This is a genomic window from Caviibacter abscessus (genome assembly GCF_001517835.1).
GTDB classification, from domain to species: domain Bacteria; phylum Fusobacteriota; class Fusobacteriia; order Fusobacteriales; family Leptotrichiaceae; genus Caviibacter; species Caviibacter abscessus.
In genome coordinates, this window is the sequence record NZ_LOQG01000001.1 from 38689 (window position 1) to 51737 (window position 13049).

Consider the following 13049-nt stretch of genomic DNA (forward strand, 5'->3'; position numbering starts at 1 on the left):
AAATTTATGAATATAAACATTAATTCAAATAAAATGAAAGTTGCTGTTTTAAAAAAAGGGGCAGAACTGAAAAGTATAGTAATTGATGATGAAGAATATATGTGGAATGAAAAAGAAATATGGGCGAAAACATCGCCCATATTATTCCCATTTATAGGGAAATTAAAAGATAATAGTTATACTTTTAAAAATAAAAGATACACTATGGACACAAGACATGGATTTGCACGTGATATGGATTTTAAAGTCGTCTCACATTTAAGTGACAGTGTAAAATTAGAATTAAAATCAAGTGAAGAAACAAAAAAAGTTTATCCATTTGATTTTAATTTTCAATTAGAATACAAAATAATTTCAGATAATACGTTAAAAATGTCATTGATTGTTGAAAATTTAGGAAAAGATGATATGTATTTTTCACTTGGAGCACATCCGGCGTTTAAACTTTCTGATGACTACTATAATTGGAATATTAGTTTTGAAAATGAGAAAGAATTATATACATATAAACTTTCTAATGGATATTATTTAGATGAAAAAATATATATTGGGAAGAAAAGTATAATTAATATTATAGATGAAAATTTTAAAGATGATGCAATAATACTTGATGGTGATGGTATTAATAAAACAACAATTGAAAATGACAAAAAACAAATAATAATAGAACATAAAGGATTTAAATATATAGCGTATTGGAAGCCTGAAAAAGCAAAATTTATCTGTGTAGAGCCTTGGTTTGGAATTACAGATAATGTAAATCATAATGGAAAAATTGAAGATAAAATTGGAATTATAAAACTGGGTTCAAAAAAAATATTTGAATCAAATATATTTTTTACATTTAAGAAAAAGGTGAAATAATGGCAAAAAGAGATTATTATGAGATATTGGGTGTAAATAAAAATGCAACAGCTGATGAAATAAAAAAAGCATATAGAAAATTATCGAAAAAATATCACCCTGATTTGAATAAAGATAATAAAGAAAAAGCAGCGGAGAAATTTAAAGAAGTAGCTGAAGCATATGAAATTTTATCTGATACTCAAAAAAGAGAAACTTATGATAGATTTGGTCATAGTGCATTTGAAAATGGTGGTGCAGGACAAGGTGGATTTAGTGGCTTTGGAGGATTTGAGGGATTTAGTTCTTCAAATTTTGGTGGATTTTCAGATATCTTCAGTGATTTTTTCGGTCAAGGATTTTCTGGACATTCTTCACAGCAACGTCATGAAGTTAAAGGTAGAGACTTAGAATATAATATTAGATTAAAACTTGAAGATATAGTTAATGATTTTGAAACTGAAATATCATTTAAAAGAAATGGTAAGTGTTCTACTTGTGATGGAACAGGAGCGAAAAATAAAGAAATGAATAATTGTAGTTCTTGTAAAGGATCAGGATATGTTACAAGAGTTCATCAAACTATATTAGGAAGTATACAACAAACTGAAGAATGTAATGTGTGCCAAGGAAAAGGAAAAGTTCCTAAAGCTGCATGTAATTCTTGTGGCGGAACAGGTATAGCAGAAGAAACAATTACAAGAAAAATTAAAATACCTGCTGGAATTGAAAATGATACTAGAATGATTATGAGAGGTTTAGGCTCATATCCAAGAGGTGGAGGAGTTTTTGGTGATTTGTATCTAAGAATAACAATTGAAAAACATGAAATATTCAAAAGAAAAGACTTAGATATTTATTGTGATATTCCTGTTTCAATTACTAAAGCAATGCTTGGAGGAGAAGTTGAAGTTCCTACTTTATATGGTAAACAAATTATTAATATAAGTGAAGGTCTGCAAAATGGAGAAGTTAAAGTTCTTTCAGACAAAGGTTTATCATTTAGAGGTAGAAAAGGAAGACAAATAATTAAATTTAATGTAGAAATACCAATTAATTTAACTCAGGAGCAAAAAGATATATTAGTTAAATTTGAGAAAACAATGACTAAAAATAACTATAAAGAAACTGAAAATTTTTCATCAAAGGTAAAAAATTTTTTCAAAAAATTAAAAGATGAATTTAATAATTGAATAAAGTGGTTGCAATAAAATGCAGCCTTTTTTATTGTAAAAAAATTAATAAAATAACAAGGCTATTGCGATTGCAACAGCCCATATAATTTTATTCTAAATATTCAATTAAATATTGATATTCACAGACCAGAAGTTCTATGTCCTTATAGAAAAGATAAAGTATTTGCTTATCTTCTGGAGTTAATTTGTTACTTGATACTTCTATTAAAACGTGAGACATCAAAATACTTAAATCTGCTAAGTTATTAATGATATAACTATTAGAGTACTTTAAATTTAAATTTTTTAAATATGAAAAGTTAGTTTCATTTATTTTTATTTCATATAAGAAACTATAAAGTGATTTATATGAATTTAATGATAATTCAACTTTATTAGTTAAAAAATTGAAGTTTTCTGCATCTTTACTTTCTTTATTTCCAGAAACTCTGTAAATTAATGCTTCATATGGTATATAAACGTGTTTAAATATAAATCTAAATGGTATAGCTTCCATAGATATTAAGTTTTTTAAAATTCTATCAATATAATTTGATATTTTATCCAATTGAGTTGTAAAATTTTCATGTGATTTATAATCAAAATTTTCTATAATTTCATATATTTTATTTACTTTATAACTTATTGGTGTATTTTCACCAAGAGCTTTTATAATAGTTTCTTTAAATTTTAATATTTCATTTAATTTTGTATTTCTAATAAATGTCTTTATTTTCTTAGGCATTAAAGTTTTCTCAGTACCGTAATATAATTCAAAATAAAGATAATTTAAAAATGTCATTATATAGTCTTCAAGTGGTGGATTTTTTTTAATTTCTTTTATGAAATAGAAATCAGTAGTATCAAGAATTTTATCAATTATTTCATTTCTTTTGTTTTCATTTGCTTCATTTTGTATTGAAATTAAAGCATCAAAGTATGAATAATAACCTAGATTTGTGTTATTCAATCTTTCTTTTAAATATTCTTTTTTTAGTAATAAATCAATGATGTTATTGTCATTAGTATTTTTTAGTCTGTGAAATGTAGAAATTAGTAAGTATTGGTTCAAAATTTTTTGATACATAATAAAAACCTCTTTTCTATATTTTCTTTTATTAATATGATTATATAGTCAAAAATTAAATAGTCAATATTATCGTTGACATTTAAACTTAAAATATGATACTATGACTTGTTAATTAAATTTAATAATCTGTATTACCAATACAAATAATTTGATTGGGAGGAATGTAAATGAGAGTACAAGTAATTTTAGAATGCACTGAATCAAAGTTGAGACATTATGTAACAACTAAAAACAAAAAGACTCATCCAGAAAGATTAGAACTTAGAAAGTATAATCCTGTTCTAAAAAAATACACTCTATATAGAGAAGTTAAGTAATTATTAAATAGGTCAGTAGTTCAATTGGTAGAGCGTCGGTCTCCAAAACCGAAAGTTACGGGTTCGATTCCTGTCTGGCCTGCCATTTTATTTTATGGAGAAATTTATGGAAGATAAAAAACAAAACCTTTTAAGTAGAATAATATCAGAATATAGAAAAGTAACTTGGGCATCATTACCTGAAGTAATACAAGTAACAATTGTAGTATTGATTATAACAACGTTTGTAGCGTTAATGATCATGTTATTTGATTTTTCATTTAAAACAATAATTGATGCTATATCAAATACACTTGCTAAATTTATTAAGTAATGGAGGAAATAATGGAAAATAATGAAGTTGCTTATAAAAAGAAGTGGTATTTAATACATACTTATTCTGGTTATGAAAAAAAGGTTAAAACAGACTTAGAAAAAAGAGTGGAATCATTAGGATTAAAGGATAGAGTATTTAGGATTCTTGTTCCTGAAGAAGAAATTAAAGAAGAAAAAAGAGGGAAACAAGTTACTGTATTTAGAAAATTATTTCCAAGTTATGTTATGATAGAAATGAGATCAACAGAAGAGATAGTTGAAAATGGTCTTAATTATCGTGTAGATAGTGAAGCTTGGTATATAATACGTAATACTAATGGTGTTACAGGATTTGTTGGAGTTGGAAGTGATCCAATACCAATGTCTGATGAAGAAGTGGATCGTATAATGAACTTAATAAATGTTAAGTCAAATGTACATGATAATAACTTAAAAGTTGGAGATAATGTTATAGTTACTGATGGTGTGTTTAAAGATGTACATGCAAAAGTAATAGAAACAAATAAAGAAGTCTCAAAAATTAAAATTGAATTAGAAACTCTTGGAAGATTAGTGTCAGTTGATATTGACAGTTCACATGTAAAAAAAGAGTTATAGTATAAAAAAGTGAAAAATTAGTGGGAGAAAACATTCAATTACCACAGAGGAGGAATAATAATGGCTAAAGAAGTAATGAGTAAAGTCAAACTACAATTAAGTGCTGGTAAAGCAAATCCTGCTCCACCAGTTGGGTCAGCATTAGGACCTAAAGGAATAAACATTCCTGAATTTTGTAAATCATTTAATGCACAAACACAAGATAAGATGGGATATATAATACCAGTAGAAATAACAATATATGCTGACAGAAGTTTTACATTTGTATTAAAAACACCACCTGCATCAGATTTATTAAAAAAAGCTGCTAAAATTGAAACAGCTGCACATAATTCTAAAAAAGAAGTTGCTGGAACTATAACTAAAGCACAATTACAAGATATAGCACAAATGAAATTACCTGATTTAAATGCTAGTAGCATTGAAGCTGCAATGAAAATTATAGCAGGTACAGCTAGAAGTATGGGAATTAAAATAGAAGATTAGTAGAATAAGTGGAAGGTTAAATAAAACCAATGACCACAGAGGAGGAAAATTAGATGGCGAAAAGAGGAAAAAGATATAGTGAAATTTCTCAAAAAGTAGATAATTTAAAAATATATAAACCAGAAGAAGCATTAGATTTAATATTTGAAACTAAAAGTGCTAAATTTGTTGAAACAGTTGAATTAGCTGTTAAATTAGGTGTAGATCCAAGACATGCAGATCAACAAGTTAGAGGAACTGTAGTTTTACCACATGGAACAGGTAAAAATGTTAGAGTATTAGCAATAACTTCAGGAGATAATATTAATAAAGCATTAGAAGCTGGTGCTGATTATGCTGGTGATGATGAATATATAAATAAAATACAACAAGGTTGGTTTGATTTTGATTTAGTTATAGCTACACCTGATATGATGCCTAAATTAGGAAAATTAGGAAGAGTTTTAGGAACAAAAGGATTAATGCCTAACCCTAAATCAGGAACAGTTACAACTGATATATCAAAAACTGTTGATGAATTTAAAAAAGGTAAAGTTGCATTTAAAGTTGATAAATTAGGTTCAATTCATTTACCAATAGGTAAAGTTAATTTTGAAAAAGAAAAAATTGTTGAAAACTTTAAAGTTGCTTTAAACCAAATAATAAAATTAAAACCTGCAACATCTAAAGGTCAATACTTAAGAACAGTTGCAATTTCATTAACAATGGGACCTGGAATAAAAATTGATCCATTATTAGTAGGAGTATATGTAGGTTAATAGATATTAAGACTTTCAATTTGGAAGTCTTTTTTTGTTTTAGATTGTCTAGTCTAATATATTGACATTTATATAAAACAAGTTAAACTAGTAATGAAACATTTAGTGAGGTGTAGTTATGTCTGGATATTCTTGTGTATTAGATGAATTAAAACTTAATTTTGATAATAAAAATATATCAATAATTGATAAAACTAAAATGAAAGTTATATATAATGGCATATCAAAAGTAAATTATGTTATTGATAAACTTGAAGGAGTAAATAAAGTTTTTATTATTTTCACATTAAGTGATATTAGAAAATTAATATTTGATTTTGATAATATATATTTTACAGGAATTTATGTAAATAATAAAAATGAAAAAGAATATGCACTTATATACGAAAAATATATAATTATTACACAAAACCTTACAAAAGATAAAATAAAAAATTATATTTCATTGCAAAATATTGAGAACCAATCTGATGTTGAAGATTTACTTTATAACTAAATAGTTTTTTAATCTTTTATTTTTTTCTATTATATAAAGAATAAAATTTATTAGTTACATATAAGATATACTTTCTAACCAAATAAAAAAAGAAAGTATATTTTTTTTATATTCTTTTTTTATTTTTTATTAAATTATAAAATTATACAGTGCAATTTGTATATGATATGATTTATTATAAATTGAAAGGAGTAATAAAATGAGATATAAAAAGAAAAAATATTCAGCATTTACTTTAATTGAAATAATAACTGTAATGTGCATTATATCTTTACTTGCAACAATTGCAATTCCTAAAATAAATAGATATATTAATCAAGCAAATAAGACAAAGGTTATAGCAGCTGTTTCAGAATTGAATAATTATCTTATAAGTATGGAAATTGAAAATACTGAGATTAAAGATATAAATACCGTTTTAAATGCTTATGGTAAGATTAAACATATAAATATATCAAATGATGGTTCTTTTAGTATAGGGAAAGTAAAAGGAACACTAAAATATAATGATGGTGTAATTACAGCAATATTAACAGGACCTACAGAATTTGCAAATCAAGAGATTTCAATAAAATGAGTATATTATTATGTATAATTTTTAATATTTTATTTATAATTTGTGTTATTTCTGATATACGTAAGATGATAATACCAGATATATTCATATTTTTAATGTTAATAATAACAATTATAAATACTTTTCTAAAAAACGATTTTCAAAATTTTTATTTAGGAATATCAATATTTTCTTTTCCATTTTTAATTTTATTAATAGTAGAACAATATTTAAAAAAAGAAATAATAGGTCTTGGAGATGTAAAACTTATAATATGTATAGGTGCGTATTTTGGTAATGTTTCCCTTGAGTTTTTATACAAATTTTATACTTTTATGTACATTTTTTCAGGTTTAATTGTGATAGTTTTTTTTAGAAATAAAAAATATATTGCTTTTGCTCCAATGATGTACATAACATTTATATTTTTCATATTTTTAGGTGAAAAATTATGAATAAAGGTGAAATGTTAATTGAAAGTATCATAACTTTATATTATTTGTCTGTAATTTTATTTCCACTTAGTTCATCAATTCAATTTATTATTAAAAATAACAATAAGCTAAATGAAAGATATTATAATAAAATTAATAGTTTAAATATGATAGAAGACATTAAAAATTTTAATTATGATAAAATTGAAAAATTTAATAATAAGACTATCAATGGAAATATTAACGAACAAATCTCAATATTTAATTTAGATAATAATGATTATTATCTTAAAGTTAGTGAAAATTATAATATATTAATAACGAAAACAGATTATTTTTATAATGATAAGAAATATATATTTTATATAAAGGTAAACCAATATGAAGATTATTATATCCCAAAATAAAGGGTATTTATTACTTGAAAGTATAATAACTACTATATTTATAATTACTTTTATTTCTATGTTTAAACTATTACTAATAAATGCAAATAATACAAAAAAATATATAAATAATGATGAAAAAATTATTGAATATATTAAGATATTAGATAATTTAGTATATAAAGTTAAAAGTAGTGAAAATATAATAGTTAATAATAATAGTATTTATTTAGATTCACTTAGAATTCATTTTATAAATAATTCTATTTATGTAAGTTCAGGTAAAATGAAGAAAAAGGAGTTATTATTTAAGTCTAAAAATTTAAAATTTGTAAAAAAAGATAATATGATATGTATTTATTCTGATTTTGAAAAAGTAAGTATAAAAAGAAAAATTTTGATTGAATAAGGAAGATTATGAAAGAAAAAAATAAAGGTTCAAGTTTAATATTTGCTATGATTTTATCATTTATATTAGCAGTAATTACTACAACAGTTATAGAATATGTGATTTATAAAAATAAAAAAACGAAAATTATTCAAACAAAAATTGATTTAAAAATTCTAAGAAAAAGAATAATAAAAAAAGAAAAGTCACAATCAAAAAATAATGGATATTTTGACTTAAGTGAACTAAATAAAGAAAAATTGATATATTTAAGTTCAGGAAATAAAAGTATAGGAGGATATCATATTGAGAATATTTTTAAAAATAATGAAAAAATTTATCCTCCATTAAATTTTAACGAAAATTATGAAAAAATACTTGTTATATATAAAAAAGAAATTTTAGGTCAATTGATTAAAGTTTCTGAAAATATAGAATTTAGAATAAAAGGCGACATTTATATTCCTTATAGTAATAAAATTGAATTTATTGAGGATTCAGTATGATATATGTGTATATAAAAATAAATGAAATATTTTTTGATGTTGATGGGGATATATATTTTTTCAATTATAGTGATATTAATAATGATATAAATAATATTGTTGACCAATTGGTCATCCAAGAAAATGAAAAAGTTTTTATGATACTTGATAGTGATAAGCAAGATGCAAAAATATATATTGCTGCATTAAAACAATGTAAATTAGCAACAAAGAAATTAATTTATCTATATGATATTTTTTTGTCTCTAAAAAAAGATATCTTGATAGTTGGAGATAAATTAAGCATAAAAATTGAAAATTCTAAAATAGAGGAACTGGATATAAAAAAATCAGATAGTTTTGATTTTGATGGATTTGAACATATATACATAAATCATGATAGTATAGGGTATATATTTGAACTTTGTAAAAATTCTAAAATAAAAAATAGGTTAAGTCTAAATATTAATTTTAGCAATATATCGTTAATTTTTTGTATTTTTATATTATTTATATGCTACTTAATTAGTTCATATTTGTATGAAATTAAAAATATTGAAAATGGTGTTATAAATACAAATAATAAAATTAATGAAATTGACATAAAAATAAATGAAGTTAATAAAAATGTAATAAGTAAGGAAGATGAGATTTCTAGGCTACCTAATACTGATAAGTTTATGGAAGAATTGGGAAGAAAGAATATTTATATATTACTTGATAAATTACTAAATTTATCAAAAAATAATGTCAATTATTCAAATATTAAATATGTAAATGATGAAATAATTATTGAAGGGATTGCAGATAATTATAGTGATATAGAAGCAGAGTTTTATAATGCTAAAATAGAATATCTTTTAAATACAGAGTATGGAATAAAATTTAAAATAAGAGTAAAGGTGATTAATAATGAATAAATATATTGATAAATATGTTGATTATTTAATGATTTTATTTACTTTAATATTTTCTATTATAATTTTTAGTATAAAAAAATCAAAGTATGATAAGGTAATATACGAACTAAATATTTTAGAAAATAAATTCTTGGAAAAAGAAATACAATTAAAAGATTTATATTCAAAATATAAATTAATTGACAGTGATAAGAATAATAAATTAGTAAAAATTAATGAGTTTAAAAATAATTTAGATAAATCATATTCAATAAGTTCAAATGATTTTAAAAAGATTATATATAGCTTTTCTAGAGAAAGTTCTTTAATATTAGAAGAGATAACAAAGGAACAAAAAATATTTAATTTTTTAAATTTTAGTTTAAATTATTTAACAATTAAATTTAAAGGTGATTTAGAATCATTTAGTAAATTTATTTACCTAATTCAAAATTCTGATAAATATATTGATACAAAAAGAATTAGTTTTGATATCATGTCCGATAATTTTATTGTAAATATAGGGCACATTAGTAGTGGTGGAGCTAATGAATAAAAATATAATTATATACTTTTTATATTTATTTTGTATCACATTATATGCTGTAGAGAATAAAAATACATTTATTCCGATTTCAAAAAAAATTCAAAGTAATGTTGAAATTTATACTTTACAAAATAAGCAAAGCAGTGAAATTATAGAAATTTTAAAAAATATTACAGATATAAAAATTACAGGACTTGACAATAAAATAATATTAAAAGGAAGTAAAGATGAAATATCAAAAGTGATTGATGTTATCAAAAAAATTGATAGTAAAAAGAGTCAAATTCTAATTAAAATAACTATTATTGATACGAGTAAAAATCTTTTTGATGCACTTGGTTTTAAATGGAAATTTAATGGAACAGAAATTATAAAAAATATTTCTGGTGGAAATTTTAGTTTTTCTAAATTATTGCAAAATAGTAGTGATATATTAGGTGTAAATATAGAAGCATTAAAAGAGAATGGGGATATAAATATAAAAGCAATACCAAGTATATTAGTTTTGGACAATGAACATGGAGAATTTAAAATAACAGATGAAATATTAGTAGGTTTTACAAATAATTCGAAATCTGAAGTACAAACTCCTATAACAAAAGAAGCAGGTATAATTATAGATGTAAAACCTAAAATTAAAGGTGAAATTTTTTCAAAATATGTTGAAATTAATTTAAAAATAGAAATAAGCAATTTTAAAATAAAGGGATCTAAAAAGAAAAATACAATAAATACTGTTGTAAATGTATTAAATGGATCTTCAGTTTTTATTGGAGGAAATACACAAATACAAAAAGAAGAGTCAAAACAAAAAGTTCCAGTTCTTAGTGAAATACCTTTTATTGGAGCATTGTTTACATATACGAGTAGTAGTAATGTTGAAAGAGAGATGTATATTGAAGTAGAGGCAATAGTACAATGAATGATTATAAATTTAGAAAAGAGTTTATAAGACAATTATATAGTTTGGTAAATTCAAATATTGAGTTACTTGATACTTTAAATATTATTCGTTTTAATTTTAAGAATAAACAATTAAATAAAATATTAAAATTAAAAAAATCGCTAGAAAATGGGGATAGTTTAAGTAAAGCATTTAAAAATATTTCAAATGATAAAGAATTTTTAATGTTTATAACCACAGCAGAAAAAACTGGAAATTTAAAGCAAGTATTAAAATTATTATATGAAAAATATGATATGATTTATAAAATTAAAATGGAATTAATATCTCTTATGATTTATCCTATAATTGTAATATCTGTAACTATTATTATTTTAATAATGATAATGATTTTTCTAATTCCAAAATTTGTTGAAATATATGAAGATTTAAATCAAGAATTACCTAATGTTACTATATTTATTATAAATACAAGTAAAATAATAAATAAGTATTATTATTTAATATTAATTTTTCCTTTAATTTTAATTATATTTTCTAAATTATTTATTAGATATAATAAAAAAATATTTGATAAATTTATATTACAGTTACCTTTGGTAAAGGAATTTTTGATATTAAATTTTAGTCAGTCAATGTATATAACTTTATCATCAAATATTGATATTATAGATTCATTAAAATTATGTTTACAAACAGAGAATATACATTTTAAATTAGTTATTAATAAAATTACTAATAAAATTTTAAAAGGTGAAGATATTTATGATATATTCAAATCATTAACTTTTTTTGATATAGAATATAGGAGTTATTTAATAATTGCTGGTAATACAGGAAAATTATCTGAAAGTTTTAAAATATTATCAATGATTTATAAAAATAGAATTGAAAATAAAATTAAAATTTACTTAAAATTATTTGAACCTATATCAATAGTTTTTATTGCATTTATTATAGGAATAATAGTATTTGCAATAATGTTACCGCTATTTAGTATAGGACAGAATATAGACATAAAATAAATATAAAGCAAAAGTTATGGTTAAATATAGCCTTTTTTACAATTTTATGCTACTATTTGTATATAAATGCACCCATAATTCAATTGGATAGAATGTTTGTCTTCGAAACAAAAAGTTAGAGGTTCGAGCCCTCTTGGGTGCTCCATAATTTTGCTTGCATACAGGAGAAAAATAGATGAATGTAAGTGAAAAATATATTAAAAATGGTTATGATTCATTAGATGACTTGGAAATTTTAAAGTTATTATTATATATTTCAGATTGCAATGAAGTAGAAAAAAAATCAGATGAATTAATGAGTTATTATGGAAATTTACAAAATATATTATCAAGTAATAGTGATTTAGACACTATGACTAATAAAATTAATAAAAAATTTACTATAATATTATCTTTATTAAAAGATTATACAAAAGATTTATTTTTTTCAAAACTAAAAAAGAAAAATATAATAACATCAAGTACTATAGATGTTGTAAGTTTTTTAAAAAACAATTTAGCATATTTAAAAGATGAAAGATTTGATGTAATATTTTTATCTAATACATTCGAAGTTATTAATTATAAGACAATTTCAAAAGGGACAATAGATAAAAGTGTTGTTTTTATAAGAAATATAATAGGTCAAGTTTTAGATTGTAATGCAAAATATATAATTATAACGCATAATCATCCATCAGGATCACTTAAACCATCTAAACAAGATATTGAAATAACGAAAAATATAAAGAAAATAATAAAGTTAATAGATGTTGATTTAGTAGATCATCTTATAATCAGTACAAGTGGTTATTTTAGCTTTGCAGAAGGAGGATTACTTTGAAGATTTTAAGTATAAGATTTAGGAAAACAAAAAAAGTATACCCTTTTATTGTACAAGATGAAGAAAATTATTCAAAAGGCGATTATGTAATTGTTGAAACAATAAGGGGAGATCAAATAGGTGTTGTAATAAGTAAGTCAGAATTTACTTCTCAGACTGATGTTGAAACAGAAGATATAAAAATAAGAGAAGTTAAAAGAAAACTTGAACCTAGTGAAATTAAAACATTAGAAATATTAGATAAAAAAGCAGATGAGGCATATTTCAAATGTAAAAAAATTGTTAAGAGAATTTTGCCTACAATGAATTTAGTAATAGGTGAATATACTTTTGATGAAGAAAAATTGATTTTTTATTTTACAGCAGAAGATAGGTTAGACTTTAGAGAACTTGTTAGAGAAGTTAATAAGGCATTTAATAGAAGAGTTGAATTTTATCAAATAAAATCAAATGATGAAGGCCGAATATTAAATGCTTTTGGTAGATATGGTAAAGAATTATATTGGTAAAAAGTCACAATAGTGA

Annotated in this window: 20 protein-coding genes and 2 tRNA genes; 21 read left to right on the forward strand and 1 reads right to left on the reverse strand. The window is 22.5% G+C overall.

All coding sequences use genetic code 11. From position 1 onward, the window contains the following. Positions 1-6 precede the first annotated feature (6 nt). Together AWT63_RS00200 and dnaJ are read left to right on the forward strand one after the other, a co-directional pair. The gene (locus tag AWT63_RS00200; protein WP_068267466.1) at positions 7-864 is read left to right on the forward strand and encodes an aldose 1-epimerase family protein; all 858 of its coding nucleotides are present in this window, start codon (positions 7-9) and stop codon (positions 862-864) included. Further along, on the forward strand, positions 864-2036 hold the full coding sequence (gene dnaJ / locus AWT63_RS00205; RefSeq protein WP_068267468.1) for a molecular chaperone DnaJ: 1173 nt from the start codon (positions 864-866) through the stop codon (positions 2034-2036). The genes AWT63_RS00200 and dnaJ overlap by 1 nt, the downstream gene beginning before the upstream one ends. A gap of 91 nt (positions 2037-2127) precedes the next feature. Here the strand turns inward: dnaJ and AWT63_RS00210 are convergent, their stop codons facing one another. Next, the gene (locus AWT63_RS00210; protein ID WP_068267472.1) at positions 2128-3105 is read right to left on the reverse strand and encodes a hypothetical protein; all 978 of its coding nucleotides are present in this window, start codon (positions 3103-3105) and stop codon (positions 2128-2130) included. Positions 3106-3275: 170 nt separating this feature from the next. On the opposite strand from AWT63_RS00210, the gene rpmG reads away from it, so the two are divergent. From rpmG to ricT, 19 genes are all read left to right on the forward strand, one after another. Further along, entirely contained in the window at positions 3276-3425 is a 150-nt protein-coding gene (gene rpmG, locus AWT63_RS00215; protein ID WP_068267473.1) for a 50S ribosomal protein L33, read from the forward strand. Between the two features lie 9 nt (positions 3426-3434). Then, positions 3435-3510, forward strand: a tRNA-Trp gene (locus AWT63_RS00220). 21 nt (positions 3511-3531) lie between these two features. Continuing rightward, the gene (gene secE, locus AWT63_RS00225; protein WP_068267474.1) at positions 3532-3738 is read left to right on the forward strand and encodes a preprotein translocase subunit SecE; all 207 of its coding nucleotides are present in this window, start codon (positions 3532-3534) and stop codon (positions 3736-3738) included. Positions 3739-3749: 11 nt separating this feature from the next. Next, positions 3750-4337 carry a transcription termination/antitermination protein NusG gene (gene nusG / locus AWT63_RS00230; protein ID WP_068267476.1) on the forward strand — a complete coding sequence of 196 codons (588 nt, stop codon included), beginning with the start codon at positions 3750-3752 and terminating at the stop codon, positions 4335-4337. Positions 4338-4397: 60 nt separating this feature from the next. Next, on the forward strand, positions 4398-4823 hold the full coding sequence (gene rplK, locus AWT63_RS00235; protein ID WP_068267478.1) for a 50S ribosomal protein L11: 426 nt from the start codon (positions 4398-4400) through the stop codon (positions 4821-4823). A gap of 53 nt (positions 4824-4876) precedes the next feature. Continuing rightward, the gene (gene rplA, locus AWT63_RS00240) at positions 4877-5581 is read left to right on the forward strand and encodes a 50S ribosomal protein L1 (RefSeq protein ID WP_068267480.1); all 705 of its coding nucleotides are present in this window, start codon (positions 4877-4879) and stop codon (positions 5579-5581) included. 118 nt (positions 5582-5699) lie between these two features. Beyond that, positions 5700-6077 (forward strand): hypothetical protein, encoded by a 378-nt coding sequence (locus AWT63_RS00245; RefSeq protein ID WP_068267482.1) that lies wholly within the window; start codon positions 5700-5702, stop codon positions 6075-6077. 199 nt (positions 6078-6276) lie between these two features. Continuing rightward, a complete protein-coding gene (locus AWT63_RS00250; RefSeq protein ID WP_068267484.1) occupies positions 6277-6654 on the forward strand; it encodes a type II secretion system protein in 378 nt (125 codons plus the stop codon). Next, positions 6651-7088 (forward strand): prepilin peptidase, encoded by a 438-nt coding sequence (locus AWT63_RS00255; protein ID WP_068267486.1) that lies wholly within the window; start codon positions 6651-6653, stop codon positions 7086-7088. The genes AWT63_RS00250 and AWT63_RS00255 overlap by 4 nt, the downstream gene beginning before the upstream one ends. Then, positions 7085-7474: a hypothetical protein gene (locus tag AWT63_RS00260; RefSeq protein ID WP_068267488.1), complete on the forward strand. Its 390-nt coding sequence runs from the start codon at positions 7085-7087 to the stop codon at positions 7472-7474. The genes AWT63_RS00255 and AWT63_RS00260 overlap by 4 nt, the downstream gene beginning before the upstream one ends. Then, positions 7449-7862, forward strand: coding sequence for a hypothetical protein (locus AWT63_RS00265; RefSeq protein WP_068267492.1), 414 nt, complete (start codon positions 7449-7451; stop codon positions 7860-7862). The genes AWT63_RS00260 and AWT63_RS00265 overlap by 26 nt, the downstream gene beginning before the upstream one ends. Positions 7863-7870: 8 nt before the next feature. Continuing rightward, positions 7871-8347: a hypothetical protein gene (locus AWT63_RS00270; RefSeq protein WP_068267494.1), complete on the forward strand. Its 477-nt coding sequence runs from the start codon at positions 7871-7873 to the stop codon at positions 8345-8347. Continuing rightward, positions 8344-9246, forward strand: a complete 903-nt coding sequence (locus AWT63_RS00275; protein ID WP_068267496.1) for a hypothetical protein — start codon at positions 8344-8346, stop codon at positions 9244-9246. Before AWT63_RS00270 ends, AWT63_RS00275 begins: the two co-directional genes overlap by 4 nt. After that, positions 9239-9781, forward strand: coding sequence for a hypothetical protein (locus AWT63_RS00280; RefSeq protein WP_068267498.1), 543 nt, complete (start codon positions 9239-9241; stop codon positions 9779-9781). Before AWT63_RS00275 ends, AWT63_RS00280 begins: the two co-directional genes overlap by 8 nt. After that, positions 9774-10694: a type II secretion system protein GspD gene (locus tag AWT63_RS00285; protein ID WP_068267499.1), complete on the forward strand. Its 921-nt coding sequence runs from the start codon at positions 9774-9776 to the stop codon at positions 10692-10694. The genes AWT63_RS00280 and AWT63_RS00285 overlap by 8 nt, the downstream gene beginning before the upstream one ends. Beyond that, entirely contained in the window at positions 10691-11701 is a 1011-nt protein-coding gene (locus AWT63_RS00290; protein WP_068267503.1) for a type II secretion system F family protein, read from the forward strand. The genes AWT63_RS00285 and AWT63_RS00290 overlap by 4 nt, the downstream gene beginning before the upstream one ends. 68 nt (positions 11702-11769) lie before the next feature. Then, a tRNA-Arg gene (locus AWT63_RS00295) sits at positions 11770-11846 on the forward strand. Between the two features lie 30 nt (positions 11847-11876). Next, entirely contained in the window at positions 11877-12524 is a 648-nt protein-coding gene (locus AWT63_RS00300; RefSeq protein WP_068267505.1) for a JAB domain-containing protein, read from the forward strand. Then, complete coding sequence (gene ricT, locus AWT63_RS00305) at positions 12521-13033, forward strand: PSP1 family protein (protein WP_068267508.1); 513 nt, start codon at positions 12521-12523, stop codon at positions 13031-13033. Before AWT63_RS00300 ends, ricT begins: the two co-directional genes overlap by 4 nt. Positions 13034-13049 lie beyond the last annotated feature (16 nt).

Coding starts and splice junctions, on each gene's coding strand:
- AWT63_RS00200 (WP_068267466.1), top strand. CDS start 7: ATGAATATAAACATTAATTCAAATAAAATGAAAGTTGCTGTTTTAAAA.
- dnaJ (WP_068267468.1), top strand. CDS start 864: ATGGCAAAAAGAGATTATTATGAGATATTGGGTGTAAATAAAAATGCA.
- AWT63_RS00210 (WP_068267472.1), bottom strand. CDS start 3,105: ATGTATCAAAAAATTTTGAACCAATACTTACTAATTTCTACATTTCAC.
- rpmG (WP_068267473.1), top strand. CDS start 3,276: ATGAGAGTACAAGTAATTTTAGAATGCACTGAATCAAAGTTGAGACAT.
- secE (WP_068267474.1), top strand. CDS start 3,532: ATGGAAGATAAAAAACAAAACCTTTTAAGTAGAATAATATCAGAATAT.
- nusG (WP_068267476.1), top strand. CDS start 3,750: ATGGAAAATAATGAAGTTGCTTATAAAAAGAAGTGGTATTTAATACAT.
- rplK (WP_068267478.1), top strand. CDS start 4,398: ATGGCTAAAGAAGTAATGAGTAAAGTCAAACTACAATTAAGTGCTGGT.
- rplA (WP_068267480.1), top strand. CDS start 4,877: ATGGCGAAAAGAGGAAAAAGATATAGTGAAATTTCTCAAAAAGTAGAT.
- AWT63_RS00245 (WP_068267482.1), top strand. CDS start 5,700: ATGTCTGGATATTCTTGTGTATTAGATGAATTAAAACTTAATTTTGAT.
- AWT63_RS00250 (WP_068267484.1), top strand. CDS start 6,277: ATGAGATATAAAAAGAAAAAATATTCAGCATTTACTTTAATTGAAATA.
- AWT63_RS00255 (WP_068267486.1), top strand. CDS start 6,651: ATGAGTATATTATTATGTATAATTTTTAATATTTTATTTATAATTTGT.
- AWT63_RS00260 (WP_068267488.1), top strand. CDS start 7,085: ATGAATAAAGGTGAAATGTTAATTGAAAGTATCATAACTTTATATTAT.
- AWT63_RS00265 (WP_068267492.1), top strand. CDS start 7,449: ATGAAGATTATTATATCCCAAAATAAAGGGTATTTATTACTTGAAAGT.
- AWT63_RS00270 (WP_068267494.1), top strand. CDS start 7,871: ATGAAAGAAAAAAATAAAGGTTCAAGTTTAATATTTGCTATGATTTTA.
- AWT63_RS00275 (WP_068267496.1), top strand. CDS start 8,344: ATGATATATGTGTATATAAAAATAAATGAAATATTTTTTGATGTTGAT.
- AWT63_RS00280 (WP_068267498.1), top strand. CDS start 9,239: ATGAATAAATATATTGATAAATATGTTGATTATTTAATGATTTTATTT.
- AWT63_RS00285 (WP_068267499.1), top strand. CDS start 9,774: ATGAATAAAAATATAATTATATACTTTTTATATTTATTTTGTATCACA.
- AWT63_RS00290 (WP_068267503.1), top strand. CDS start 10,691: ATGAATGATTATAAATTTAGAAAAGAGTTTATAAGACAATTATATAGT.
- AWT63_RS00300 (WP_068267505.1), top strand. CDS start 11,877: ATGAATGTAAGTGAAAAATATATTAAAAATGGTTATGATTCATTAGAT.